This is a genomic window from Arthrobacter sp. JUb115 (assembly GCF_004365035.1).
Lineage (GTDB): Bacteria > Actinomycetota > Actinomycetes > Actinomycetales > Micrococcaceae > Glutamicibacter.
Genome location: NZ_SOBS01000007.1, coordinates 105926 through 131528 on the forward strand (window position 1 = coordinate 105926; position 25603 = coordinate 131528).

The 25603-nt window shown below is 60.4% G+C and carries 21 protein-coding genes; 12 read left to right on the forward strand and 9 right to left on the reverse strand.

Annotated features, from left to right (window positions below; translation table 11 throughout):
• Window positions 1-13 precede the first annotated feature (13 nt).
• Complete coding sequence (locus EDF61_RS13175) at window positions 14-1198, forward strand: sensor histidine kinase (RefSeq protein ID WP_133834357.1); 1185 nt, start codon at window positions 14-16, stop codon at window positions 1196-1198.
• A 628-nt stretch (window positions 1199-1826) separates the two neighbouring features.
• On the opposite strand, the gene EDF61_RS13180 is transcribed toward EDF61_RS13175, so the two are convergent.
• On the reverse strand, window positions 1827-3032 hold the full coding sequence (locus EDF61_RS13180; RefSeq protein ID WP_133834358.1) for a hypothetical protein: 1206 nt from the start codon (window positions 3030-3032) through the stop codon (window positions 1827-1829).
• 323 nt (window positions 3033-3355) lie between these two features.
• Between EDF61_RS13180 and EDF61_RS13185 the strand changes: the two genes are divergently transcribed.
• Window positions 3356-4633 carry an NAD(P)/FAD-dependent oxidoreductase gene (locus EDF61_RS13185; RefSeq protein ID WP_133834359.1) on the forward strand — a complete coding sequence of 426 codons (1278 nt, stop codon included), beginning with the start codon at window positions 3356-3358 and terminating at the stop codon, window positions 4631-4633.
• 103 nt (window positions 4634-4736) lie between these two features.
• Here EDF61_RS13185 and EDF61_RS13190 read toward each other — a convergent pair whose 3' ends face one another.
• Window positions 4737-5591, reverse strand: a complete 855-nt coding sequence (locus EDF61_RS13190; RefSeq protein ID WP_166650804.1) for an NAD-dependent epimerase/dehydratase family protein — start codon at window positions 5589-5591, stop codon at window positions 4737-4739.
• A 76-nt stretch (window positions 5592-5667) separates the two neighbouring features.
• On the opposite strand from EDF61_RS13190, the gene EDF61_RS13195 reads away from it, so the two are divergent.
• The 4 genes from EDF61_RS13195 (at window position 5668) to EDF61_RS13210 (ending at window position 10029) form a co-directional block, all read left to right on the forward strand.
• Entirely contained in the window at window positions 5668-6912 is a 1245-nt protein-coding gene (locus EDF61_RS13195; protein WP_166650805.1) for an MFS transporter, read from the forward strand.
• Window positions 6913-6995: 83 nt separating this feature from the next.
• Window positions 6996-7412 (forward strand): LexA family protein, encoded by a 417-nt coding sequence (locus EDF61_RS13200; RefSeq protein WP_105658603.1) that lies wholly within the window; start codon window positions 6996-6998, stop codon window positions 7410-7412.
• The gene (locus EDF61_RS13205) at window positions 7402-8694 is read left to right on the forward strand and encodes a Y-family DNA polymerase (protein ID WP_105658602.1); all 1293 of its coding nucleotides are present in this window, start codon (window positions 7402-7404) and stop codon (window positions 8692-8694) included. The genes EDF61_RS13200 and EDF61_RS13205 overlap by 11 nt, the downstream gene beginning before the upstream one ends.
• A 69-nt stretch (window positions 8695-8763) precedes the next feature.
• The gene (locus tag EDF61_RS13210; protein ID WP_133834362.1) at window positions 8764-10029 is read left to right on the forward strand and encodes a glycoside hydrolase family 3 N-terminal domain-containing protein; all 1266 of its coding nucleotides are present in this window, start codon (window positions 8764-8766) and stop codon (window positions 10027-10029) included.
• Window positions 10030-10119: 90 nt separating this feature from the next.
• On the opposite strand, the gene EDF61_RS13215 is transcribed toward EDF61_RS13210, so the two are convergent.
• The 5 genes from EDF61_RS13215 to EDF61_RS13235 all read right to left on the reverse strand — a co-directional run bounded on the left by EDF61_RS13215 (window position 10120) and on the right by EDF61_RS13235 (window position 16910).
• A complete protein-coding gene (locus EDF61_RS13215; protein ID WP_286172251.1) occupies window positions 10120-13191 on the reverse strand; it encodes a S8 family peptidase in 3072 nt (1023 codons plus the stop codon).
• A 563-nt stretch (window positions 13192-13754) separates the two neighbouring features.
• Window positions 13755-14243, reverse strand: coding sequence for an FBP domain-containing protein (locus EDF61_RS13220; protein ID WP_105658599.1), 489 nt, complete (start codon window positions 14241-14243; stop codon window positions 13755-13757).
• A gap of 362 nt (window positions 14244-14605) precedes the next feature.
• Window positions 14606-15427 carry a hydroxymethylpyrimidine/phosphomethylpyrimidine kinase gene (locus tag EDF61_RS13225; RefSeq protein ID WP_105662427.1) on the reverse strand — a complete coding sequence of 274 codons (822 nt, stop codon included), beginning with the start codon at window positions 15425-15427 and terminating at the stop codon, window positions 14606-14608.
• Between the two features lie 36 nt (window positions 15428-15463).
• Window positions 15464-16078, reverse strand: coding sequence for a hypothetical protein (locus EDF61_RS13230; protein WP_133834364.1), 615 nt, complete (start codon window positions 16076-16078; stop codon window positions 15464-15466).
• 124 nt (window positions 16079-16202) lie between these two features.
• The gene (locus EDF61_RS13235) at window positions 16203-16910 is read right to left on the reverse strand and encodes a TetR/AcrR family transcriptional regulator (RefSeq protein ID WP_133834365.1); all 708 of its coding nucleotides are present in this window, start codon (window positions 16908-16910) and stop codon (window positions 16203-16205) included.
• A 355-nt stretch (window positions 16911-17265) separates the two neighbouring features.
• Between EDF61_RS13235 and EDF61_RS13240 the strand changes: the two genes are divergently transcribed.
• From EDF61_RS13240 to EDF61_RS13255, 4 genes are all read left to right on the forward strand, one after another.
• Entirely contained in the window at window positions 17266-17976 is a 711-nt protein-coding gene (locus EDF61_RS13240; RefSeq protein WP_105662429.1) for a queuosine precursor transporter, read from the forward strand.
• A 66-nt stretch (window positions 17977-18042) separates the two neighbouring features.
• Window positions 18043-18738: an ABC transporter ATP-binding protein gene (locus tag EDF61_RS13245; RefSeq protein WP_133834366.1), complete on the forward strand. Its 696-nt coding sequence runs from the start codon at window positions 18043-18045 to the stop codon at window positions 18736-18738.
• Between the two features lie 40 nt (window positions 18739-18778).
• Window positions 18779-20326 (forward strand): DUF6297 family protein, encoded by a 1548-nt coding sequence (locus EDF61_RS13250; protein ID WP_133834367.1) that lies wholly within the window; start codon window positions 18779-18781, stop codon window positions 20324-20326.
• Between the two features lie 13 nt (window positions 20327-20339).
• Window positions 20340-20795, forward strand: coding sequence for a GNAT family N-acetyltransferase (locus EDF61_RS13255; protein WP_133834368.1), 456 nt, complete (start codon window positions 20340-20342; stop codon window positions 20793-20795).
• A 78-nt stretch (window positions 20796-20873) separates the two neighbouring features.
• Here the strand turns inward: EDF61_RS13255 and tgt are convergent, their stop codons facing one another.
• A complete protein-coding gene (gene tgt, locus EDF61_RS13260; RefSeq protein WP_105658591.1) occupies window positions 20874-22172 on the reverse strand; it encodes a tRNA guanosine(34) transglycosylase Tgt in 1299 nt (432 codons plus the stop codon).
• Window positions 22173-22305: 133 nt separating this feature from the next.
• Between tgt and EDF61_RS13265 the strand changes: the two genes are divergently transcribed.
• Window positions 22306-23403 (forward strand): FUSC family protein, encoded by a 1098-nt coding sequence (locus EDF61_RS13265; RefSeq protein ID WP_286172253.1) that lies wholly within the window; start codon window positions 22306-22308, stop codon window positions 23401-23403.
• Here EDF61_RS13265 and EDF61_RS13270 read toward each other — a convergent pair.
• Window positions 23400-23939 (reverse strand): NUDIX hydrolase family protein, encoded by a 540-nt coding sequence (locus EDF61_RS13270; RefSeq protein WP_105658590.1) that lies wholly within the window; start codon window positions 23937-23939, stop codon window positions 23400-23402. The genes EDF61_RS13265 and EDF61_RS13270 overlap by 4 nt on opposite strands.
• Before the next feature lie 209 nt (window positions 23940-24148).
• On the opposite strand from EDF61_RS13270, the gene EDF61_RS13275 reads away from it, so the two are divergent.
• Window positions 24149-25597, forward strand: coding sequence for an MDR family MFS transporter (locus EDF61_RS13275; protein ID WP_133834369.1), 1449 nt, complete (start codon window positions 24149-24151; stop codon window positions 25595-25597).
• Window positions 25598-25603: the final 6 nt, after the last annotated feature.

The window sequence follows — 25603 nt, forward strand, 5'->3', positions numbered from 1 at the left end:
AATTATTCGGCATATGAATGGACGACTAAAGGACACCCTGACCAAGCTCTTCGCTGGTCGGGGTGTCATTGTTTGGACTGGTATTGCGGTTCTGATCGCTGTTTCCAGTAGTGAGTTCGTGACTCTGCTGGAAGACGGATTTAGTGGTTCGTCGGATATTTCGGTTCGAGGCGCGTTGCTCGGCGTAGGACTGTGCGCAATTCTTGCGCTTGGTCTTCGCTGGGTTGCCGTATCCGTCGGATTGTTTGTGGCAGTTGCCTATTTCTTCCTCACGGACGGCGCCTTGTTCTTCTGGACTGTCGTTTCATTCATGATTTTTTCGGCGCTGGCAGCTACGGCCAGTGCCATGAGTGTTAGGGCCTTATTCCTAACCTTGTCCGCAGCGTGGATGGTGCAGTTCGGCATCCAGTCCGGGCAAGACGCGGTTCTGCTTGTCGGGATTGCCCCGTTGACGGCGATGGCGTTCTTCTTAACGAGGAATATTTACTTGCTGCGCGAGAAGAACGAGCTCGCTCTTCGGCAAATGCATACGGTCAAAGAGCAGACTCGTCTTGCTGTCGACCGGGAGCGAAAGAACATTGCCCGGGATCTGCACGATATTGTCGCGCATGACATCACGGTCGTGGCCATGCAGTCGAAGGCCGCGAAATTCGCAAACGATGGGCAGAAGGCCCTCGAAGCTCTGGATGTCATCGCCAAACTGAGTACTGAGACTTTGCACGATTTACGCCTGATGCTCAATGTCCTGAGGGCTGATGGGACCATGGCAGATCCCTCGTCCCAGGGCATTGATAAGCCGGCCGCTACTACTGTTTACGCGCTTCAGGGTGCAGAACTTTTCGTTCAGAGGCTAAAAGAGGCAAATTTCGAGGTGAGCTCCACCACTGACGAGAAAATTTCCGAATTGCCCCGTTCTGCACAGACTGCGATTTATCGGGTCATGCAAGAAGGTACAACAAATGTGATAAAGCACGGTGCCTTGGGCGGGAAGTGCACCTTCGAACTCACGGTCCAAGGGGCAGAGGGCATCCTGGAAATTACTAATCAGATAGGGAATTTCGACAAGAAGGCGAGTGGGTTGCCCGAAGGCGGGACAGGCCTGATTGGCATGGGTGACAGGATGCGTGCATTTGGTGGAAAGTTTGCAACCAGTTCCGAAAACGGTGTTTGGGCACTGCGCGCAAGCATCCCGTTCTGACCCCTGCCCTCCTACTAAAGTATGATTTCGGATTTTCGCAGGACGCGATAAGTTAGTCATGTATCGGTGAAGACCGATCACCGGGAAGGTACTTGGTGGTGTTTTGCGAGTGGCATCACTAAGGATCCGAGGGTGATTAAAAGGTACGTTGCATTGCGTAAACGGACTGATCTTTCATCGGCGCTGTGCCCCCATCGCACGCCGTTGTCTGTCAGTAATGCAACGTACCTTTTATAACTTAAACCCAGCCCGTGTTTCTGCGTTCTGCCTCACACCTCAGGCCGGAATGGGCCTGCGTGGCGGGGTGTTGCGCCTATGGAGAGCATTTCCTGTCTGGGAAGCGAGAGCGCATGAGTACCCAGGCGGATACGGTTGTTTGGCAACAATAAGGCCTGGCCGTGGAGCCTAAGGGCGGCTTTGATAGCAAGACGGCAGATGCTGCGATCAACGCAGAAGCAACCGCAGATTCTTTGGCCGTGAAGGCCGGCGAACCAAGCGGGGCCCATGGTTCGATCGCCTGCCGTGGTACGACGCCGAGCTGGCCACGCGCAGCGCCTAATCGATGAATCAACGGCAAAGGGTGCGAGAACTCGAATTAGCTCTCGCACCCTTTGCCGTTGCTGGTGGTCTAAACCTCGGAGGCCTCTGCCTCTTGGGTGTCTTTCAAAACGTGATCAGAAACCTTGGCCAGCGCTCGTTCCAGTGAAGAACGCAAGACCACAGGAATCGTGATCTCGTCATTAATCTCGACAAGGCCTTCGCGTTCGAAGACGCGCAGCAGGGACTCGACCTGGGGGACAACCTCCTCAAGGCTGGCAATCAGGTGATGCTGCTCGGCGGGAAGGTCATCTTCGGTCGGAACTTGCAACGCGAACTCGGCACGTGGCGGTGTCGATGATGCGGCATTGCTCAACACGCCGGCCAACATCTCGGCGATCTGCGCCTTGCCCGGCTGCTCCAAGGTGTTGATCAGGATGTGCGAGTAGAGAACCTCTGCAATCAGCTCCTTGACCAAGCGGGCGCCTTGTCCGCTGGATGCCAGCAGCGCATCGCTGAGCGACTCGGTTGGGGTTGCGTTCGGTTCCTGGTAGCGCAGCATGGCCGTGCCGATCAGGGCGTCCCAGTATGCCGATAGGCGTGGAATGTCGGCCAGCGAAGAAACGGCAGTGCCGTCTTCCGGCTCCCACTGGGCATCTTCTGGAACGCCGGCGGATTCATCGACCTTGACGAACAGGCCCAGCGCGCTGGCCGCATCCTGCAGCGTATCGCCGGTGAGTACGCCAGCTGGGGTGGTCGGCTTGCCTTCGCCAACCCAGCTGATCAACTCGCGAGCCGCAAAAACGAAGGGCATCGCTTCGAGGCTGCCGTTGGCCTCATCATCTTCGAGATAGGGCGCCACGATGGGTGAATCGCCAGCCATGCGGGAGAGGAACTCGAAAGTCTGCTTGAAGTCATCCACGCTTCCGCCGAAATTAGCGGTCGTGCCCAGGAAAGTCAGGTAATGCTTGAGGATCGCAGCGCTGGCTTCCGAAACTTCCTTGCCCAGCGACGTCAAGTGGCCCAACTGTTCACCCAGAATCGTCGGATCCAGGGTTTTGACGTCAACGCTCTGGCGCAACTGGGCATGCACGGTCAGCAGGGTAGTGAGCCCTTCGAGCGCTGCGCGGGTCTCGCTAGCTGCCTGGCCCTCTTCGTGGAAGTGGCGGAAGAGCGAGGACTTGAACGGCTGAAGAGCTTGGCGCACTTCGGATTCAAAAGGCACGCTGCTGGCGCCGGAACGGCGGGCTGGATGACCCTGGGCAGGCTTCTTCTTGGCTGGTTTACGTGAGGCCATGAGTGTGGTGCAGTTCCTTAGAAATGGCTGATCGGCGGGATTGGTAATTCGCTTCTCTCCAGTCTACGCAGGACGCGCTGGGGGCGAAGTTCCCGATGGGCGATAGTGATGCAGCCTCTGGGGAAAGTGCCCGTACGGGAGGAAGTACTTGTTGAAAGTTCGGAATAGGCAATCATTTACCGCAAGAAACACGAACCTCCTGCCGGTGTGGTGGCGCTCACCGTCGAATCGTCAGGACGCGTTGATTTTCCCTGAGGATCGCGCGACAGTGAAGACATGCGGGCTCGTGTGGAGAGGCCGTCGAAATGCTAGGAGAGTGGATCATGGCTGGAGTAGGCGTGCCAGATCATGTCGTTGTTGTAGGCGCTGGCTTTGTTGGCCTGTCGACCGCTTGGTACCTGCAGGAAGCGGGCATTAAGGTCACCGTCGTGGATCGCGGCGGCGTCGCGTCCGGTTCCTCTTGGGGTAACGCCGGCTGGTTGACCCCGGCCCTGACCCTGCCCATCGCGGAGCCTGCAATTTTCAAGAACGGCCTGAAGATGATGCTCGACCCGGCATCCCCGCTGTACATTCCGCTGAAGGCCGATGCCAAGTTGCTCCGCTTCCTGATCGGTTTTGCCTGGCACTCGACCCCGAAGAAGTGGGAAGAAGCCATGCGGGTCTACTCGGAAATCGGCGCAACCGGTTTGGATGCCTTCGACGAAATCGCGCAGGCGACTTCGGCAGGGCCGGGCGTGCAGGAGCCGACCAAGCCGGCAAATCCATTCTTGACCGGATTCACCTCGCTCAGCGACCGCGATGCGCTGCTGCATGAATTCGAGATGATCGAGAAGACCGGCGGCGAAGTTGATTACGAATTGCTCACCGGCGACGAGTTGCGCGGCATCGAGCCGACCCTGTCCAATAAGGTCGCTGCGGGCGTAGCCATCAAGAACCAGCGCTACATCAACCCGCCGAAGTTCATGGATTCACTGGCCGAATCCGTCATCGCCCGCGGCGGCGACATCATCGGAGCCTTCAACGTCACCGATGTGCGCGACAATCGCGGCTCGGTCACCGTCATCGGTTCCGAAGGCCGTTCAATCACCGCGGATCACGTGGTGCTGGCTACCGGTGCTTGGATGACCGACATGGCCAGCAAGTTCGGTGTGAACGTTGTGGTTCAGGCAGGCCGCGGCTACTCGTTCACCGTGGAGCCGGAACACATGCCAACGCACCCGATCTACTTCCCGACCCAGCGCGTTGCCTGCACCCCGCTGGGCGATCGTTTCCGCATCGCCGGCACCATGGAATTCCGCGACGCCAACCACAAGCTGGAGCCGAAGCGCATTGAGGCCATCGTTGCCGCTGCGACCCCGGTCTACCAGGGGATTAACTGGGAGAACCGCAAAGAAGAATGGGTGGGTGGACGCCCATGCACCGCGGACGGCATGCCACTCATTGGCCAGACCGGATCCTCGCGCGTGTCGGTTGGCGGCGGCCACGGCATGTGGGGCGTTGCGCTGGGACCGCTGACTGGCAAGATCCTGGCTGCCCAGATTGCTGGCCAGCAGGTTCCAGGCATCGCCCGGCACTTCAACCCCTTGCGCAAGGGGTTCTAAGCGTTTCGGTCCACACCCGGAACGAAATAAAACAACCGGCTTGCGGTGCATCATGGCGATGCGCTGCAAGCCGGTTTTCCTTTAAGGCTGTCTTTTACGCGCTTTAGGCATGGCGGGTTGATGTCCCGGCAAGGATCGCGCGGTAGCCTTCGGCAAATCCTGGATACTGCAGTTCAAGCCCGCTGGCTAGCAGCTTGGAATTATCGAGCCGGCGGTCGGCAGCACGTCGTGCCGGGGCTTGTCCTGCCTCTTCCGGCGCAGGCAAACCAAGTTCCTTGGCCAAAAACTGGTAGACCTCGCCTAGCTGGGCTGGGGTGCTGTCACTGGCCAGGTAGAGGCCAGCGGCTTGCTCTCCCAGCGCCGCAACGTGAACGATGGCCGCGGCCAGGTCATCGCGGTGGATGCGGTTGGTCCAATGCGAGCCCGCGGGAATCTGTGCGGCTCCGGCAGTGACGTGATCGATGAGCCGGGTGCGGCCCGGGCCGTAGATTCCCGACGCCCGCAGGATTGTTACCGGCAGGCCGCTGCCGGCGAGCGCTGCCTCGGTGTGCGCAAGGACCTGCGCGGTGGGGCTAGCTGGGGCAAGCGGTGCTGATTCGTCGACGAGTTCTCCGTTGGCGCCGCCCATCACTGCGGTGGAGGAGATGTAGATAAGCCGGCGAAGATTGGGGCATTGGGCTGTCAGCCGTGAAGCCAGTTCTTTGGCGACCTGCAGATAGCCGCGCGTGTAGCCATCGGCATCGCGGGTGGCTGGCACGGGAGTGAGCACGACGATTTCGGTCTGCGGATCGATGCTTGGCCACTGGGCGGCATCGAGCAGGTCTACGCTGTGGCCGGTAAATCCTGCGGGCAGCTTCTGGCTGTTGCGCCGCCAGCCGGTGACGCGATGGCCCTCCTGTTGGAGCCGCAGTCCTGCCTCGGTGGCGACATCTCCGCAGCTGACCAGTAATACTTTCACGAGACTCCTTTGGCGCAATATGTCCTCGGAGGCGAATCCCCCTACCCATAGACTAGAACCTTTAGGCCAGCGTGGCATGCGCGCGGAGGAAGGGGGCCAGGTGCAGTCTTCGGTGCGTTGCGTCCTGTTCTGCGTGGTTGCATTGCTCTCCATGCTCGGCGAGGGCATGGCGGTCTTTGCCTTGACCCTGGAATCCGCGGATCAGTTGGGGTCCTGGGGCGTAACCGCGTTGTTCCTCGCCGGCTTGGTTCCGCCGATCCTTGCCGCTCCGGCTATAGGGCGTTGGGTGGACGGGTCAGCCCTTGTCCGGGTGTGGATCCTGTACCTGTGCGTGCATGTGGCGATTTTCGCGGTGATGGCCATTGCCTCCAATATCTTCGCGAGCCTCGCCTTGATGCCTGTGGCCAGTATTTGCGCGGTGGTTAACGGAGCGGTCATTTTCAAGATCATTCCGCGCATCCGCGGAGGCTTCAGCATTGCTCGTGCCAGCAGCTTCCTTGTCGTAGCGACGTCCCTGGCGGGAATCATCGCGCCGACGATAGCTTCACTCGTCTTCGCGAAAGCGGGGATCGGCGCGGTGCTTTGGTACGCGGCGGCAGGATTCCTGGCACTGGCCCTGGCGGCCATCTTCCTGTCCCGCTCGCAAGCCGCCAACGGGAAAGGAGCAGACGCAGGGAACGAGCCGGATCCGGGTGGACCGGTATCGCCCGGTGGAGCTGCATTGACGCGCAATCCACAATTGCGGATCTTGCTGCTCCCGGTGGCAGCGATCGTGCTGTTTACCGCAGCAGAAGGCGTTTCGGGGGTGTTCTACCTGCGCGGGATCACCGATAACGACACTGGATACGCGGTATTGCTCGGTGCCTGGTCCGTGGGCGCAGTGTTCGGTTCCCTGCTGGGAGGCAATCGCCGCTTCGGTACCCGAAGCGCCTTGCCGATTCTGCTCGGCGGAGGGCTGGTGGGCGCCGCGATCCTCACGGAAGGGCTCTGGGCCAACGCGGCTGGCCTGGCCTTGGTGTTCCTTGCCGGCGGGCTGGGCAATGCACTGCACAATACCGGAGTGCGAACAGCCATTTACGAATACGTGCCGGAATCCCGCCATGGTGCTGCTTGGGCGCAGCTGCGGATGCTCATCAACATCATGGTCGCATTGGGCTATCTCATCGGCACCCCGGGATTGCTGATTGGCCCGGCCAGGGCAATTATCGTGATCTCCGGTGCCGCGACGCTGCTGGTTATCGTTGTATCCGCCGCGCTGTACAGCTGGAAAGCACAGGCCAGGGTCCATGGGAGGACCTCTGCCACGGAGTCCCGGGGCTAGCGCGCTCGCCGGAAACATGAAGGTTGCTGGATAACACGCTACAATTCAAGTATTCGAATATTTGTACTAGAAAGTGGTGGGGTGTGGCTGAAGAACAGGAGCTGATGCCTCCGGGAGCAACCCAAGGGCCGGTCCAAGCGGTATCCGCGATGGGTTTCCCCTCGCCAGCACGCGATTATTTTGACGGCGGACTGGACCTGAACCGGTTGCTGGTCCGTGACCGTGTCTCCACTTTCATCATGCGCGTCTCGGGCCACGCCATGCGGTCAGCTGGTATCTTCGACGGCGATGAAGTGATCGTGGACCGATCGCTGGCCGTGCGCCACGGCTCTGTGGTCATCGTCAACCTCAACGGGCAGATGCTGGTGCGCCGCTGGCAGATTGACGGCCACGAGGTTGGGCTGCTCAGCGATGAATCGCCCCTGCCCGTAGTACTGGCCGAAGGCGATGAGGTCAGTGTCTTCGGCGTCATTACCAGGTGCCTGCATCATGTCCGCTGACCACGTATCCCTGGTGGACGTCAACAATTTCTACGTCTCCTGCGAGCGGGCCTTCGACTATTCGCTGCGCAATCGTCCCGTGGTGGTGCTGTCGAACAATGACGGCTGCGTGGTGGCCCGTTCCCAGGAAGCCAAGGATCTGGGCATTCCTACTGGAGAACCCTTCTTCAAGGTCCAACGCTATATGGACTCCCACAACCTTGCGGTGCGGTCGAGCAACTATGAACTGTACGGGGATATTTCTGCCCGTGTCATGGAATTGCTCGGACGCTTCGGGACCTGGCACGAGGTGTATTCCATCGATGAATCTTTCGTCGGCCTGGAAGGCAACCTGGAGCAGGTGCGCAGCACCGCGGCCCAGATCCGTGCCGCCATTGACAAGACTATCGGGGTGCCAGTCTGCGTGGGTGTCTCATCCACCAAGACCCTGGCGAAGCTGTCCAACCATATTGCCAAGCACAATCCGGGACTGGGCGGAGTCTGCGTCCAGCAGCTCATGGATCCCGAGGTCCTGGGCAGTATCCTGAACCGGGTTCCAGTCACCGATGTCTGGGGTGTGGGCCGCAAAACCGGTGCCAAGCTGGCAGCCATGGGCATTGAATCCATCGCGGACCTGCAAGCAGCTGACCCATTGGCGATCCGCAAGAAGTTTTCTGTCGTCTTGCAGCGCACGGTCTTCGAACTCAACGGGCAACGTTGCATTGGTCCGGTGGAGGAACGCGCGGATCGCGGCCAGGTCATGTTCACCCGTTCCTTCTCCACGCCGGTGCGCACCTATGAAGCGATGGAAGAAGTCATGTCCATCTATGCGCAGAAGGCTGCCGGCCGCTTGGCGCGCGAAGGCCTGTACGCTTCATTGCTTACCGTCACCGCGGGCACCAGCCGCTTCGCCCGGGGAGAAGCCTCATTCCCCAGTGCCCAGGTGCGCCTGCCGCGTCCGACGCGGGATCCCATCGTGCTCAGCAAGCTGGCAATTGCCGCCATGCGGGATCTGATGAAACCGGGAATGGACTATGTTCGCGGGGGAGTGATCCTCTCCGGGCTCAGCGATTCTCCGGGCGAGCCACAGCTGGACCTCTTTGGCCAGAGTCCCGATCCGGCTGCCGAGGAACAAGAGAACGTCTCTTCGGTAGTCCAGGATATCTCCCTTCGATTCGGTGCCAAATCCATTGGCCTGGGGCATGCCGGGATGGCCAAAATCCCTGAATGGTCAATGAAACGAGAGCATATTTCGCAGCGCTACACCACCGACTGGGATGAACTGCTGGTGGTGCGTGCCTAGCGTTCTGCCCATGGCAAAAGGTTCTCGGCTCTTCGGCAACTTCGCAGTTTACGGTGGGAGGATGATTTCATGACTACCCGTGCCAAGCAGCTCATGTCAGTCGGAATCCTGATGACGGTGATGCTCGCTAGCTGCAGTGCGCCGAATGCCCAAGAACCAGCTTCGAGCACGTCCGCGGGCAGCTCCAGCAGCCCGAGCAGTACGAGGACTCCTGCGCAGCAGGCAACTCCCAGCCCGTCCGGCAACTCCGGGGCAGAAGAAAGCCCATCGCCTAGCCGCAGCCAGGAACCCTCGCTGCGCCAGCAAGCAGAAGCGCTGGCCGACGAGCTGAGCGCCAGCGAACAGGCAGCGAGCCTCGTGATGGCCGGTGTCGCGGCAACAGGAGCAACCGCTGCGGAAATTTCTGCGATGAAGAAGCAGGGAATTTCCAATGTCTTCCTGCGTGGCCGTTCGCAACTGCCGGTGAAGCAGACCGCCGCCCAGGTCCAGGAAATTACCCAGGCCTTGGAGTCCGGCATTCCCGGGCAATTGCCGGTCTGGGTGGCCACCGATCAGGAAGGGGGCTTTGTCCGGGTGCTCCAGGGCCCCGGTTTCACCGAACTGCCGACTGCGTTGACGCAGGGAGGGTGGCCTGTATCGAAGCTGGAGCGTGAAGTGGGCGCCGCCGGGAAAGAACTGGCTGAAGCCGGCATCAACGTGAATTTGGCTCCGGTGGCGGACGTTGTTCCTGCCAGTATCGGCACCGGCAACGCACCCATCGGCTACTTTGGCCGCGAATACGCGCATGACGCCTCGGGGGTCTCCAAGGCCATTTCGACGGTGAACGAAGCGCTGCGCTCCGAAGGCGTGCAACCGGTAGTCAAGCACTTCCCTGGATTGGGCCGCGTCGCTGGGAACACCGATACCAGTACCAAAGTGACCGATACGAAGATCGATGCGGACTCCAGCGATCTGCAGCCATTCGAGCAGGCTATCGAGCAGGGCAAGTCCTGGGTCATGGTCTCCAACGCCCGCTACTCCCGGCTCGATGGAAAGAACGATGCACCGTTCTCTTCGAAGATCATCACCGGATTGCTGCGTGAGCAAATGGGGTATGGGGGAATCGTGATTTCCGATGATCTCTGTGAAGCCAAGCAGGTCGGCTACCTGCCGGTGGGCGAGCGCGCAGTGAAGTTCGTGGCCGCCGGCGGAACTGTTCCGCTATGCGTTAAATCGGCTCCGGCCATCACCATGGCGAAGGCCCTGGCCGCCGAGGCCAAGGCCGATGGGAAATTCGCGGCCAAGGTCAGAGAAGGCGCAGTACTGGTTCTCGAAGAGAAGCTGCGCATGCAATAAGCTGCACGGCTGGATCTTAAAGGTGTAGGCCCGGGGCTCTTCCTTACTCGCTAGGAAGTGCCCCGGGCCTGCTCTTGGGAGGTGGAAGGCCTACTTCTTGCCCTTCTTCTTTCCGTCAGTTACTTCCAGAACCTGTGCACGGTCATCATTGCCGTTGTGCAGGTGAAGCAACAGTGCCTTCGATGCCTTGGTGCTGTCTGCAACGGTCACCGGGATCTGGGTACCGGACAGATCGGTGAACAAGGTGCCTTCTGCACCGAAATCAACCTGTGGCGCTGCCACGTTGAAGTCGATCCAGTCGGTCTGGTCAACCGGGATCATCGAGCCGTTCTCATCGGTGTTGTACCAGGAGTAGCCCAGCACACGGTAGGAGATCTCCGACGAATCCTCATCGAGCCCCAGGGCTGACAGGGAGATCGGGAAGACCGCTGCATTGGTGTCGAAGGTGTTGGTATCGACATCGCCGAGCATGCCGTTCACCGGCTGCAGATCAACTTGCTCGCCGGTGGCGAGGTTGAAGGTTGCTGCCAGGTCAAGGTCAACTTCGTCGAATGCGGCGTTGAAGGTAACGAAGTCGGCTTCGCCGTCGCCATTGGTATCGATCTCGACATCCAGCTCGGTGCCGCCAGCCAGGTGGGCCCAGTTGGCCCAGGTGGAGATGCCGACGTTCAGCAGGCCGTCAGCCACACCGGTGCGGGCAGCGGTGCTCGATGCGCCAACGTGCTGCAGGTCCACGGAACGGGCCGCCGGGATGCTGTCCAGCGAATCGTCGCCGCGTTCACTCGAAGCACCCAGTTCGAAGGCGCCGAGCAGGGAGGTGACCGAAGTAGCGCCCTCGCCAGCAGTGATGTCCTTGCCCTTCAGGCTCAGGGTGGTGGTATCCGCGCCCTTCTTCATCTTCTTGAGCTTGCCCTCCATGTCAGCAGCCAGCTTGGGTGCTGCCTGGACTGGAATGCGCAGGGTCGGAGCATTGCTGGCAGTCAGCTCGACGCGACCGCTGGCATCGGCAACCCAGGCACGAGCCAGACCGGACTGGCTGGTAGCCATGGTTGGATCGATGGTCTTGGCCCACTGCTGCGGGTCAACGCTCAGGGTGACGTTCAGCTTGGCGCTGCCGCCGGCCGGCACGGTGACACTGCTGCGATCCAAGGTGAAGCTTGCGCCTGGGATCTCGGTAGCGGCCACGTAGTTGGCGTCGTAGCTCTGCGCCTTGCCGCTGGTGTTCTCAATGGTGATTTCGCGCTGCGCGCTGAACGGCTTCTTGCCTCCCAGCTCGATAACGCCGAAGACCACGCTGGTCAGATCCGCTGCCTCGGAATCGTAGGCGAAAGCAGGGCTCTGGAGTGCTGCATCGGCCATCACGCGACCGGAACCAACACGGTTCGGACCGTAGGCTTCGCCATTGGCGGCCTTGATGTCGGTGGCCGCGGTGTTCATGATGATGCTCTTGGCTTCATATGGGGTGTAGTCGCTGTCTTCCAGAACCAGCGCGGCGATACCAGCAACCAATGGAGTGGCCATCGAGGTACCGGTCATCACGGCGGTGCCGGTACCGGTGCCCACGCCAACCGAGCCGATCTGGGTACCTGGGGCAGCCACATCCGGCTTGACCACGCCGTTGGAACCGTGGACGCCACGCGATGAAGAGGAATTCAGCGTGTCTGCAACGCCGGACTCGCTGGAGGAACCGCCAACGAATTCGGGGGACAGGGTAACCTGCAGCGTGCCAGCTTCAGCTGCTGGGCGCAGCTTGTTCGACTCGTCCAAGGTGAACTGCGCACCTGGGATGGTCGCGTTGCCGGCGATGCCTGCATCGAACAGGTTGCTTTCTGCATCCAAGAGGACACCGGTGGCACCGGCGGCTTCAGCGTTGTTGAAGCGGGCGCCGGAACCGCAAGGGAACTCGCCGTTCTCGCTCCACTGCAGCCAAACCCACTTGCCTTCCAGTGAACCTTCTTCGAATGCGTCGCAACCGAATGCGTTATCGGCCGGAGCCATCACTGCTTCTCCGGACAGGGCGGCCGGATCAGCATTGGTGTAGTTGAAGTTCGCCGAGTACTGGCCCGAGGCCGAACCGGCGACATTGTCGGGACCATCGACCTGGATCTTGTCCAGGGTGACGTGCGAGCCAACGGAGTTGGCTACGGTCAGCGAGGAACGCGAGTTGCCCGGCGAACCGCCCACGTCGGTGACATCGCCGGCATTGCCGGAAGCGACAACCGAGAGGATGCCGGCTGCGCTCAGGGCGTCGACAATGTCATTTTCAGGGTCGTTGGCCGGGGAATGATCCGAACCAAGGGACATGTTGACCACGTCGGCGCGGTCCGAGAAGTCGCCGTCGCCGTTCGGATCAAGTACGTAGTCCAGTGCTTGGCCAACCACGGAGGAGGAGCCGCCGCAACCGAAGACGCGGATGCCGATGAGCTGTGCGTCAGGGGCCGAGCCCGGGCCGACCTTCATCTGCGCCAGCGCGTCGGCGTCCAGCGAGGAATAGTCCCCGGTGAAGGTCGAGCCATCGGCGTTGACGCCATAGCCTGCGGTGGTTCCGGCAACGTGGGAGCCGTGTCCGGCAGCTTGGCAGTCAAGCGGGTTAGGGTCCGGATGCGGAATTGGCTGGTAGGTGGGATCGTCGGAGTCGGCGTTGTAGTCATCGCCAACCAAGTCCCAACCGCCAATGAACTTGTTGGTGTCGATCAGGCCCGAATCTGCACCGGGCAGCTCATCGGAGGCCTGGGCTTCCTTGTAGCCTTCCAAGGTGCCCGGGCCGCCGAAGCTGGCATGGGTGTAGTCCACGCCGGTATCCAGTACAGCCACCTTGACGCCGTCACCGGTCTTGTCCAGGGACTTCCACGATTCCAGGGCGCCGGTGTCAACTACCGAGCTGCGGTTGGAGGGCTTCTTGGGAACGATGGAGCTGATCTTGGCAACGTCGCTACGCTGTGCAAGCTTGCGCAGATCAGCGGCATCACCGGTCAGTGCGACACCCTGCAGTGCGTTGTGCGTGGTGTAGATGACCTTCGAGTTGGCCTCGGCTGCCAGCTGCTTGCCCTTGGCCTTGACCTCCTTGCCGATCTTCTTGACCTTGGCAGTGTCCTTCTTCTTGCCGGACTTCTTCACCGTCTCGAAGGCGCCATCACCCTGGAACTGAACGAAAACAGACACTTCACCAGTTGATTTGGCAAGAGGTCCGGAGACTTTCAGGTTGGACAGCGCTGATGAACTGGTGATTGGCAGGGACGCGGCATTTTCGCCGTCGCCTGGTTGGGGGATTCCTGCTGCGCTTGCCGGTCCTGACAAGGTAACAGCCAGTGCAAGCGCAGTGGCTGATCCCAAAATCAGGCGCGGCACTCTCTGCGTGCGGCGAGTGACCATGATTCTCCTAGCTGGGCTGGATAGCGGTGCTGCTCCCGTCATGGGCGGGCGACATAAAAGCGGTGCGAGCCTTGATGATCGTCCGGGGTAAACGTCCGCTAGTGCGTATACCCATAGCTGGAATCTTAGGTGACGTAGCTCATATATCAAGGGGTTATTGAATAGTAACCTTTGGCTGGATATTGTGCTGGCTTGGGAATTTCACAATAAAATCCGCGAACCACTGCGACAAACCCGCCCAGCAAGGCCTGATGGGCCCGTCCATTTTTGAGAAAATTTGGACGCTTTGTTACTCATCAGTTCACTACTTGCTGGGCGGGCGGCGCCGGAATTGGCTTGAAGGCTGCGGTTGCCTAGAGGCGGTTCAGGAAGCTATGCACGCGCTCGTCGAGCAGCTGGATGCGCTCGGCAACGACAACCATTGGGTCCGGGTAGATCGGATTCTTCGGAGGCGGGATCCGCACATTGCGGGAGCACTCGAAGTTCAGGCAGATCAATGTCCCCAAGGTATTGCCGTCACGTCCAGCCTGGCCAGCGCGCTTGGTCGTCCACATGCCTACCGCGCAGGGGATGTTCACATCGCGGCACATCTCGCACATCGTGGCGTTGGTCGGCTTGCGGCCACCGTCGGTGGGGCGCAAGAGGATGCCGCGGGTCTGCCCCGCTTCATCGGTGTGGAGCAGGTAGCCGCGCTGCATCATTTTCGGGTCGCGCCAACCCAGGTACTCCAGCGAATCCCACTCGAGGGAGGCAAAGTTTTCGGGCAGGGTCAATTTCTTCGCTTCTTGGCGGCTGGCGTTGATGAAGGAAGAGCGGATGGTTTTTTCGGTCAATGGCTGCATGGGAAATCCTCAAATAGTCCGCACGCGCTTCATGGGCGCACGGAATCACGAATCGTCAAGGTGTTGAGGTCTGCAAGGGAACGAAAAATTGGGGGCACTGGAACATTGCCTAAGGCAGGAGCCTTAAGCGGAAAATGTGTTGCCAACCCCGTTCGATACGCAGACGAACGGGCAGAGCGTCAAAGTGGCTTGCATAGCCGACCGCTCCTTCCTGTGGTTCTCCACGCATTGATTCTGAGCACTTCCGGAATAACCATAACAAGTGCGGTTGGCTTAGGCCAATGACTGGGATCACGGTTAAAGCAGTTTGCTGGCCACCGCCGTGAACGGCAGTGGCCAGCAAACACTCCAGCAGCCAGGGCCTAGCGGCGGCCGCCCTGCCAGAGTGCGTCAAACGGGGTGTTGCCAGAAACGCGGTTGCGGATGCCTTCGGTGACAAACGCCTTGGCTGTGCGGGCTGCCTCCAGCGGGGTAGCGCCCTTGGCCAGCTCTGCAGTTACGGCTGCGGCCAGCGAGCAGCCCGCGCCGGAGACCGCAACTTCGCCGATCTTCTTCTCGCGCAAGACCTCGAGGGTCGTGCCATCGTAGAAAACGTCCACGGCGTCTTCGCCAGCGATGCGGACTCCACCCTTGGCCAGGACCGCCGCGCCGGAGACCTCGTGGATCTTCTTGGCAGCTTCGATCAGATCATCTTCGGTGGTGATCTTGATTCCCGAGAGCTGTTCAGCCTCGAAGTGGTTCGGGGTGACGAACGTAGCCAAGGGCAGCAAGGCAGCCTTGAGGGCTTCGTCGGTGTCCAGTGCGTGGCCTGGTTCCTGGCCCTTGCAAATCAGCACCGGGTCCAGCAGTACGTTGTCCCACTGCTGGGACTTCAACGCGGTGGCAACGGTGTTGATCGTTGCTGGCGAGCCCATCATGCCCAGCTTGACCGTGCTGAGCTTGTCCTCGTAGCAGGCCTGGATGGCTTCGAGCTGATCGGCAATTACCTGCTGGTCAACGGGAACGAAGCGGTGGTTCCAGGAGTCCTTGGGATCGAAGGAGACGATGCAGGTCAAAGCCACGATGCCGAAGGTTCCCAGTTCCTGGAAGGTCTTCAAATCGGCCTGGGCGCCTGCGCCGCCAGTGGCTTCGGAACCAGCGATGGTCAGGGTCATGGCTGGAGAGGCAGTGTTTGTATTAGTCATAGTCTCAATTGCGGGTAGTGCGGGTAGGGAATGGGATTAGCCGTGCTGCCAGAAGCTGAGCGTGGTCGCTTTGGACCAGCCCTCGGGAAGCTGCTGGGCGTGTTCTGCGGTGGCTACCAGCAGCAGCCAGGGCAGCCCGTGGCCGAAAGCTGCGCCTGCAAAGTTAGCCAGTACCGCGCGGCGAGCCGCATCGGGATCAGCGGGGGAGAAAAGGTCCGGGTCGGTAAGCAGGCCGTAGTTTTCGCCGTAGCGCATGCGTCCTCGGGCGACCGGACGGTCGAAGTCGGTCACCTCAACGACGTCATAGTTATCCATTGGAGCCTCGAAAAGCCCGGACGTATCGGCGAGCTTGACTACCTGCTCGACGTCGTCGGGCTTGCCGGCCAGCAGATGCATGGTCGTGCTTGGCTGCCAACCCGAAGTGGCGAGTTCTGCAGCGGTGCTGTCGTTGGGAGTGCCCAAGAGGATCAAGCGCTGCGCGTCCTTTGGCGCGGACCAGGAAGCATCAGGCCAGTAGCGGAGGATTTCCACGTCTTCACCGTCTTGATTCACCGAACGAATCTCGTGCTGGTTCGGGAAGGAAGCAATGCGATCACGCAGCGTGGCGTAGTCGTGGGTCCAGCTTGGCAGTGCTCGTGCCATTGCGCTCATAGTGCTGCATTCTCCTTTGGTTCGCTAGGGATCACCTATCGGCATGTTTGACTTTACGCCTTAAGACGCGGTGATACGGAACTCTGTGTCAGGGTGTTTGCCGACGCGCGCAATCCGCGGCTTTTCAGGAGGCTTTCGGCCGTCTCAGCGGTGAAGGATCTGCCATGGACACCTCGGCAATCCCTGCTGGCCCTGGATCCATCAGTGCCAGCACATCTTCAAAGAGCGAGCGCACCACAGGCAAGCGGCAGAGCACCGCGAACTTGGCGGCAACCGGTGCCATGTTCTTCATCAGAAGTCTGGATCGGCGCTGCTGCGCCGACTGGTCGAAAGCCCACGCCGAGAAGATCTGGCGGGAAACCAGCAGTAAGAACTTCGGCAGATCGCGTCGTATGCCCAATGGGGGCAACGGGCGGGATCCGGAAACGACCTTCTCCCATATCTCCAATTCAATGCTGGAAATCTCGTCGTTGCCCATATCGCGCGCGAGCATCAGACGCAGGAACGCAGGCCCGAAATCGTGATAGGGAGCCAACGCTTCGACGCCCGTGTCGAGTACTGCGCGGATGTTGGCTTCGAGGGTATTTCCCTCTGCGAGCATCCCCGCGCAAAGATCATATTGCTCCCTGCGCAGGTTCAGCAGGAGCTGGGCAACGATCTCCTCTTTGGACTTGAAGTAGTAGTACGCATGCGACAGGGAAACCCCTGCGTTCGAAGCAATGGCACGCATGCTCGAGGCTTTATATCCGTCCGTGGCAAAGCACTCCAAGGCAGTTGCCAAGAGCTTGGCTTGGGTCTGCTGGCCTTTTTCGGTGCGTGGTTGCGTTGTCATGGAGCCTTTGGATGGAAGTAGGTGGATCCGATTCTACCAATTATTTGAACGCGTTCAAAAAAGGAAAATTTTCATGCTGATGTACGGGAGGACGGTCACTGCACTATTTGTTTCCTCGAATTTATAGTTCGAAGACATTCAAGTGAGATATGAATTTTGGAATTCTTTGATTTCTGAAACATGGTTGGTCTTCGACAGGTGAGAACGTGGCCGCAGTTATGCATGGGATACTTGTTGCGTAAGTGCTAATACAGCGGGACAGCGCGCAGGCATGGAACCTTCACCCTTTTGATTCGTGGGCAGGGCCGTGCCTTTTAGCGATGTTCTGGCGAACCACTTTGACAAGGAAAATTTCATGGGCGATTCCAACGCCAGCAACAATCTGATTCGAACCAAGAACGCGGTTTTCGCTTCTTCGGGTTCTCCCTACTTCTCCACGGTGCTCACCTTGATGGGCGCGGTCGTGATTCTTTCGAATATCGGCGCCTCCAAAGGTGTCAGCTTCGGTCCGCTGGTCACCGATGGCGGTTTCTTCCTCTTCCCGCTGGCCTACATTCTGGGCGATGTCATTGCGGAAGTCTACGGATTGAAGGCGGCTCGCCGTTCAATCCTGGTGACTTTCGCCTTAGCCTTCTTCGCAGTGTTCTGCTTCTGGGTCATGATCCAATTGCCATCAGCCGAGTTCTACGACGGGCAAGACGCATTTGAGCGCACCCTTGGCCCGATCTGGCAGATCGTCGTTGCCTCCGCCTGCGGCTTCCTGGTGGGGCAGCTGGCCAACTCATGGGTGCTGGTCAAGCTCAAGGAACGCACCGGCGAGCGTGGGCTGATTCTCCGCTTGATCGGCTCCAGCGGTGTTGGGGAGTTCCTGGATACCCTGATCTTCTGTGCCATTGCAGCGCCAGTTATCGGCATCGCCGATGCGCCGACATTCATCAACTACGTGGTGGTGGGCTTCATCTACAAGACTGCCGTGGAGGTCCTGTTTGTTCCGGTGACCTCGATGGTCATCAAATGGTTCAAGAAGCGCGAACCTGGCTACAGCCAAGCGGCCGTCGCAAGCTAGTGATCCTGTGGGCATCATCCGTGAGGGCGATGCCCACAGCTGTATCCGGACACTAGAATCGATGGCATGCAGACAGGTCAAAGCACTGAAGTTCAGCTAGAAGCACGCGACTTGACCATTGGCTATCCCAATCGCGTGATCTGCGGGCCGATCAACCTGCAGCTGGCTCCCGGTGCTGGCTTAGGAATTATCGGTGCCAATGGCAGCGGAAAATCAACACTGATCCGCACGATCCTGGGACATCTCATTCCGGTGGAAGGCACCGTCGAGTTCCAAAGCCTTCCCGTGAATGAAAGCTCGGAGCATTTTCGCCGTACCGTCGCAGTACAGGTCACCGATGGCGCCTTCTTCGAAGAACTCACCGTGCGCGAACATCTGGAAATGGTCGCTCGTGGACACGGACTGGATGATTGGGTCCAGTTAGTCCAAGCAGAACTCGACTTCTTCGAAATCACTGCTGCTGCCGATCACCTTCCCGGCGAGCTGTCTTCTGGCCAACGCCGTAAGCTGCTGCTCGCCGCGGCCTTGATCCGTCCGGCAGAACTGCTGATTCTTGACGAACCGGAACAACGCCTGGACCTTCGTATCAGGCAGAAGCTGTACCAGCGGCTTGCCGGGGTACGCGCCAAGGGAACAACTTTGCTAGCGGTGACCCATGATCCGCTGATGCTGCGAAGCTGCGTGGACCAAGTGCTGCTTCTGGATGAAGACGAGGGCGAACTGCTTGATCCGCAGGCAGGGGCGCAGTGGCTTGAGCGCTAGCCGGGTTGCAAGCCATGCCGTTGATTTCAATCCTCGAGAAGTGGTCAATCGAGCGAAGAAGCGGCGGAATTTCTCCGAGAAATTCGACAGCTTTTCCGATGCCTATGTCTGGGTGCTGGCCGCGCTGGTGGCGTTGGCCTACCTCTTCAGCGCACTCTTTGGCATGCTGTTTGTGCTCTTGGGCGAGGGCGTAGCGCACCAAGAGCTGCCCAGCGCCGTCTGGCGCTTGCAGGACCTCTCTTTCGTGCTATTGGCCTTGGCCGGCTTGGCAACCTTTCGGCTCATGCTCTATCTGGGGCCTTGCGGGCTCAGTGCGGCCAAGGCCGACTGGTGGCTGCCGCTGCCGGTCAAGCTCCGGGCTATCCGTCAGCCGACGTGGCGAAATGCGGTGCTCATCGGTCTTTTCGCGAGCAGCTTTGCCGGTGCGCTGTGGCTGATCGTGATGCTGGGGCTGGCCGGATCGCTCCCGGTACCCGTTGCAGTCCTTGGGCTCGCCTGCTTCGCAGTGGCCGGTGTCGGGCTTGCCAACGCGGCCACGGCGATCCAGGGGAAGAACCAGCAAATAGCTGCGCGACGGATCTGCGACTGGGCGGGCCTCGGGCTGCTCATCGCCTTGGCCGTGTTGTGGATGCTCTTGATGTTCCAGATTCCTTGGGTCCAAAGCCTGGTTGGCGCTATGGCTGCGGCCACCTTGGAGCCGGCTGCCTGGGTGCTCGCCTTGCTCGTTGTCCTGGTACTTAGCGGCGCGAGTACGTACGGTGCGTTTCGCCATTTTGACCAGATTCCGGGCCAGGCGTTGCGTTTTGCCGGAGAGCACCAGCAATTCGCCGTGGGGGCTTTGATGCAGGGCGACTCGCGAGGCCTCTCGGCTCCGGCGACATCCGCTATTAGCCGCAGGCGCGCACGCGGTGGCAAGCTCACCGCCAAGTTGCCGGTGGCGTGGCGCATTCTCTGCCTCCGTTTGCTGAGGGGAGGCCGTTGGCATTCGGTGGCCGGGTTCCTGCTCCTGGCTTTCGCGTTGGCCGCCACGGTTCAGCGAATTGCCAACCCGCTGAGCGCAGCGGCCTTTTACCTGGTGCTCTGCCTGGTTCTCACCTTGAGCATTTCCGCGACCATTGCACCGCTCGTTTCCGAACGGCAGCTCACCCAGCTTCTAGGGATTTCGGAACAGCGCCTGATGCGGGCAGCAACGCTGTATGCGATGCTATTTTCAGCCACCGCCTTGCTGTTCTTGACCGGCGGGCTGGGAATGCTGGGCATGATCCAGCTGGATCGCATTTGGCTTTGGATCGCCGCAGGCCTGGTCGCCGCGTTGGGGTGTGCTGCGGCAAGCAGTGCCCACGCCAGCAGGGAAGAACGGGACTGGGATGCATTACTCGGGGGAGCCACCAGCGACTCGGCCGTGGCCACGTATCTTTTCCTGGAAACAGCGACTTTCCTTCGGGCAGCTGCCACGTTCTCGCCAATTTTCTTCTTGGTGCTCAGCCCCGGTACTCCCATTCCTCCGTTGCTGTGGATCGCGGCAATGCTCTTTGGTGCAAGTGCCCTGGTTCAAGTTTCCGGCAGGAAGCTGGGCGCGGGGGCGTAGGTAGTCTTGGAGGATGAACGATTTGATTTCCATCCACGAGCCCGATGGGCTTTCCGCAGAATTGCTCTACTCAATACTGAAACTGCGTGCCGAGGTATTCATCGTCGAGCAGCGATCGTGCTACCCGGACATCGATGGCCGCGATCTGGATGCCGGCACTGTGCATCTGGTGGCCACCGAGAACGGGAAAGCGCTGTGTACTGTGCGAATCATGGACAGCGCAAGCGGCACTCCGCGCATTGGGCGGGTTGCAACGGCCGCAGAAGCCCGAGGCCGGGGCCTGGCCGGGGAACTCATGCAGCGTGCCGTGGCGCTTTGCGCTCCGGAGGCGGAGATCCAGCTCAGCGCCCAGACCCAGCTGGAGGGCTGGTACGGAAAGTTCGGTTTCCTCCGCTCCGGAGAAGACTATGACGACGACGGGATCATGCATTTGCCGATGACACGCGCAGGGCAGAGGGCTTCGGCTTAGAAAAGCCAGAGGCATCGATTCTCCTTGCACTGCCCAGTGCGTGGAGAATCGATGCCTCGACTGCTTTGCGGCCCTTGGCTACAGGGCGGCCGGCTGGCCCTGCGGATCCGGTTCGCCAGCGTAGTAGCTGGAGAGCACCTTGTCCTTGAGCTCGAAGAAGGTTCCATCTTCGATCGCCTGGCGCGCGGATTCAACCAGCGAAACAGTGAACTGCTCGTTGTGGATGGAAATCAACGTGTGGCTGAGCAGTTCCTTGGCCTTGTACAGGTGGTGAATGTACGCACGGGTGAAGTTCTTGCAGGCATAGCACTCGCAGCCTTCCACCAGCGGAGTGAAATCCCGCTTGTAGCGTGCGCCGGAAAGATTGAAACGGCCCCAGGGGGTATAGAACGCCGAGTTGCGCGCAACGCGAGTGGGCGAGACGCAGTCGAAAGTATCGGCACCATTCTCAATCGCGGTGAAGACGTCATCCGGCTCGGAAATGCCCAGCAGGTGGCGCGGCTTGTTCTCTGGAAGCTCTTCGGCGCACCAGCCGACGATGGTTCCCAGATTTTCCTTCTCCAAGGCGCCGCCGATGCCGAAGCCATCGAAGGCCATGGCCCCCAGGTCCTGGCAGGCCTTGCGGCGCAGGTCCTCGTACTGGGCGCCCTGGATGACGCCGAACAAGGCTTGGTATTCCTTGCCTTCGCGGGAGTCGGTCAATGCAAAGTGCTCGGCAATGCAGCGCTCGGCCCAGCGCCGGGTGCGCTCCAGGGACTCGACCTGGTAGCCGCGGGAATTCTGCAAGGTGGTCAGCTCGTCGAAGGCGAACATGATGTCCGCGCCGATCCGGTGCTGCACGCCCATGGAGATCTCAGGGGAGAAGCGGTGCTTGGTGCCGTCGAGATGGGACTTGAACCAGACGCCGTCCTCGTCCACATTGGCCAGGCGTTCCTTGCCCGGGGCCACGGCGTCGTCCGGACCAGACTGGTCTACGGACTTCATGTCGATGACCTTCTTGAAGCCCGAGCCCAGGCTCATGACTTGGAATCCGCCGGAGTCGGTGAAGGTCGGCCCCTGCCAGCCCATGAACTTGCCTAGTCCGCCAGCTTCATCGAGGATATCCGCGCCCGGCTGAAGATACAGGTGGTAGGCGTTTGACAGCACAGCCTGCGCGCCAAGCTCCTGGACCTGCACCGGGGTGACTGCCTTGACGGTAGCTTTGGTGCCTACCGCAATGAACGCGGGCGTCTTGACGTCGCCGTGCGGGGTACGGATAACGCCGGTACGTCCCAACATCGGGGAACCGTCCGGAGCGGTCAGCCGGGTTCCGACTTCAAAGCCGAATTCATCCTGGCGGGCATGCGGGGCACTGGGGTCAAAGTTCTTTTCGGACACGTACCAAGTGTGCCGTATTAACCGCGCGGTGAGGAAAACGACAGGGGCAATGTGCGCCAAAACCTAACGCTTCACAAGGCAAAGCGCGAATAATGGAGCGTACGTGTTGTGTCCAACGCGACGGAAGGAAGATGTGGGTCTGGAGAATCTGAAGGAATCCGCCAAGGCGCTCATTACGCTGGGGCCTGCCCGCAAGGACCATTGGATCGGCCTGCGCACCGGCATCGGTGTTTTTGCGCCTCTGATCACGCTCTTCGCGATTGACCGGCTGGACCTTGTGGTCTTTGCCGTGTTCGGCGCCTTTACCGGCGTGTATGGGCGCGTGGACGGCTACTGGAACCGGTTGCGGATGCAGGTGCGTTCCGGGGCCTTGTTCTTCGCGGTAATCGCTCTGGCGCTGGCCGCTTCGCACTGGTGGATCGACCATTCGGACCCTGGAATCAAGCAGTGGCAAGTAGTTGGCGCGACGACTCTCGTGGCCGGTGCCTGCTCGGTGCTGGTGGGTTTCATGCGGCTGCGGCCCGGCGGTTCGCTGTTCCACATCTTCGCATTCGCGGCAATTGCCTCGATCCCCGTCCCCGCGCCAATCGGCGAAGCCCTGCTCGTGTCGGCCCTGACGATCTTGTTGTCGGTAGCCATCGGTGCGGCCGGTGCACTCGGGCAGTGGACCAGCTTGTGGAAGCGCACCCCGCTGCCGCCACTATCGGATAACGTCCGCAAGGCCATCTGGTGGGAAGGGCTGTTCTACATCCTGACAGCCGGCGTGGCCGGCGCCTTGGCCAATACCGTGGGCAGCAGCCTGGAAGCCGGGCACAACTACTGGGCGATGGTGGCCGCGGTGGTTCCCCTGGTCGGGCACACCACGACCTTGCGCATCCGGCGCGGCGTGCACCGAATGCTCGGCACCCTGGCAGGCATGGTCCTGATGGCGGTCTTGATCTTCCTGAACCCGCAGGTCTGGATCCTGCTCGGCTTCATCGCCATATGCCAATTCATGGCCGAGCTGCTGGTCATGCGCAACTATTTCCTGGCGCAGGTCTTCATTACCCCGATGGCGCTCGTGGGCGTCTCGCTGGTGACGGGCCTGAGCGGCTCGGTGATGTACGACCGCGTGGTCGAGACCCTGATCGGCTGCACCGTGGGCATGCTCGGGGTGCTCTTGGGAAGCTGGGTTGGATCAATCATCAAGCGCCGGCAGGGAATCATTCCAAATAGCGGGCAGCAGGGCTAGATATTCACTCCGACATGGGCTAATGCCTGACGGAGAATATTTTCTCGACCGCCAGCGAACTCGCCCTGGATGTCCGAGCTGAGCGCTTCGCTGGGCGAAAGCCAGGTCAGCTCCAACGCATCGGAGCGAGGGCTGGTCTCGCCGCGAACCGGCACGATGTAGCACATGGATACGGCATGCTGCCGATCATCGGTCAGACCGGTTTCGCTCGGCGCCGGGAAGTATTCTGCAACGGTGAAGGGCACCGGTGAAGCAGGAAGCTGCGGAAGCACCATGGTGCCCAGGTCCTTTTCGATGTGGCGGATCAACGCGGCGCGTATGGTCTCGCGGTACATCACTCGCCCCGAAACGAAGGTGCGCAGCATGCGCCCGTCATCATCGCCGGTGAGCAGCAGGCCCACCTCGTTGACGTAGCCCAGCGGGTCCAGGCGCACGGGAATGGCCTCGACGTAGAGCATGGGCAGGCGCTGCCGTGCCTCGTAGAGGTCTTCTTCGGAGAGCCATCCAGGGTATGGGTCAGGAGTGCGCACGTTCATGGTTCTATCTTCGTACACAAACCCTCGACATTCCGTGAAGCTGGATCTGTGTTGCCGAACTCACCTATAAGGTTTCCTGCACCCCTAGTGCACCGCAATCCCAAGCGATAAAATCGATAGAGCTATTTGAACTTTCTTGCCCGGCGAAGCAGCCGCAAGCGTCAGATAGCGTTTCCTTTTCCGAATCCTCGTGGAAGCAGATTCCTGCCGTGACGAACGCTCCAGAACGACTGAGCAAACAGAACTTCACCACGATTGCGGTGCTGATTGTTTCCAGCTTCGTGGTCATCCTGAACGAGACCATCATGAACGTGGCCCTGCCTGTTCTGATGGATGAATTCAATGTCACCGCTGACGCGATTCAGTGGCTGTCAACCATCTTCATGCTGACTATGGCCGTGGTCATTCCAATGACCGGCTTCCTGCTTCAGCGGATGAGCATCCGCAATGTCTTCGTCTTGGCCATGGGCCTGTTCACTCTGGGCACCCTGCTGGCTGCCCTCGCGCCGGGCCTGAGCGTCCTGCTGGTGGCCCGCGTGATCCAGGCCAGCGGCACCGCCATCATGATGCCGCTGCTGATGACCACCATCTTGCATCTGGTCCCGGCTGAGCGCCGCGGCGTGCTGATGGGCAATGTCTCCATCGTGATCTCCGTAGCCCCGGCCATCGGCCCGACGGTATCCGGACTGATCTTGCAGTACCTGTCGTGGCGATTCATGTTCATCGTGATCATCCCGATCGCGGTAGCGGCTCTGCTGATCGGCACCCCTCGACTGTCCAAGGACGTTGACGGCGCCTCGACGCCGCTGTCCATTCCTTCGCTGATTCTGGCCATCCCGGGTTTCGGCGGCCTGGTCTACGGCCTCAGCGGCTTGTCGGTTGGCGTCACCCCGCTGAACCTGGGCATCCTTGTTGGCGCGATTCTGTGCCTGCTCGCTTTCGTTTTCCTGCAGCTGAACCTGCAGAAGGAAGACAAGGCGCTGCTGGATCTGCGTCCGCTGAACTACAGGGCTTTCACCCTTTCGCTGGTGCTGATGATGTTCTCGATGATTTCGCTGTTCGGCGTGATCATCCTGCTGCCGATGTTCTTCACCAACGTGTTGGGCATTGAAACCCTGACCACCGGTTTGATCATGCTCCCGGGCGGTCTGCTGATGGGTGTCCTGGCGCCATTGGTCGGAAAGCTCTACGACAAGGTCGGCGCCCGTCCGCTGATCGTTCCCGGCGCCCTGGTGCTGCTGGTTTCGCTGCTGGGCTACGCGGTGGTCCTGGATGTGGACACTCCGATCTGGCTGCTGGTTGTCATGCACCTGGTGATGAGCTTGGGCCTGGCCTTCATCTTCACCCCGGCCTTCACCACTGCGCTGAACCCGCTGCCGCACAGCCTGCACTCGCACGGTTCGGCCCTGCTCTCGACCTTGCAGCAGTTGGCGGGCGCCATGGGCACCGCCCTGCTGGTTGGCGTTGTCGCCTCATCCACCGCCGCGAAGATCGCAGCTGGCGGCGATCCGCTGACCGCTTCGGTCGAAGGCTTCCAACCTGGCTTCCTGATCGGTGCCGGCTGCAGCGTCGGCATCGTGGTGATCGGTTTCCTGCTTGGCGGCAAGAAGAAATCGGCTGGAGTCGAAGCCGAGCCTGCGACGGTTCCGAGCCACTAGGCTGCA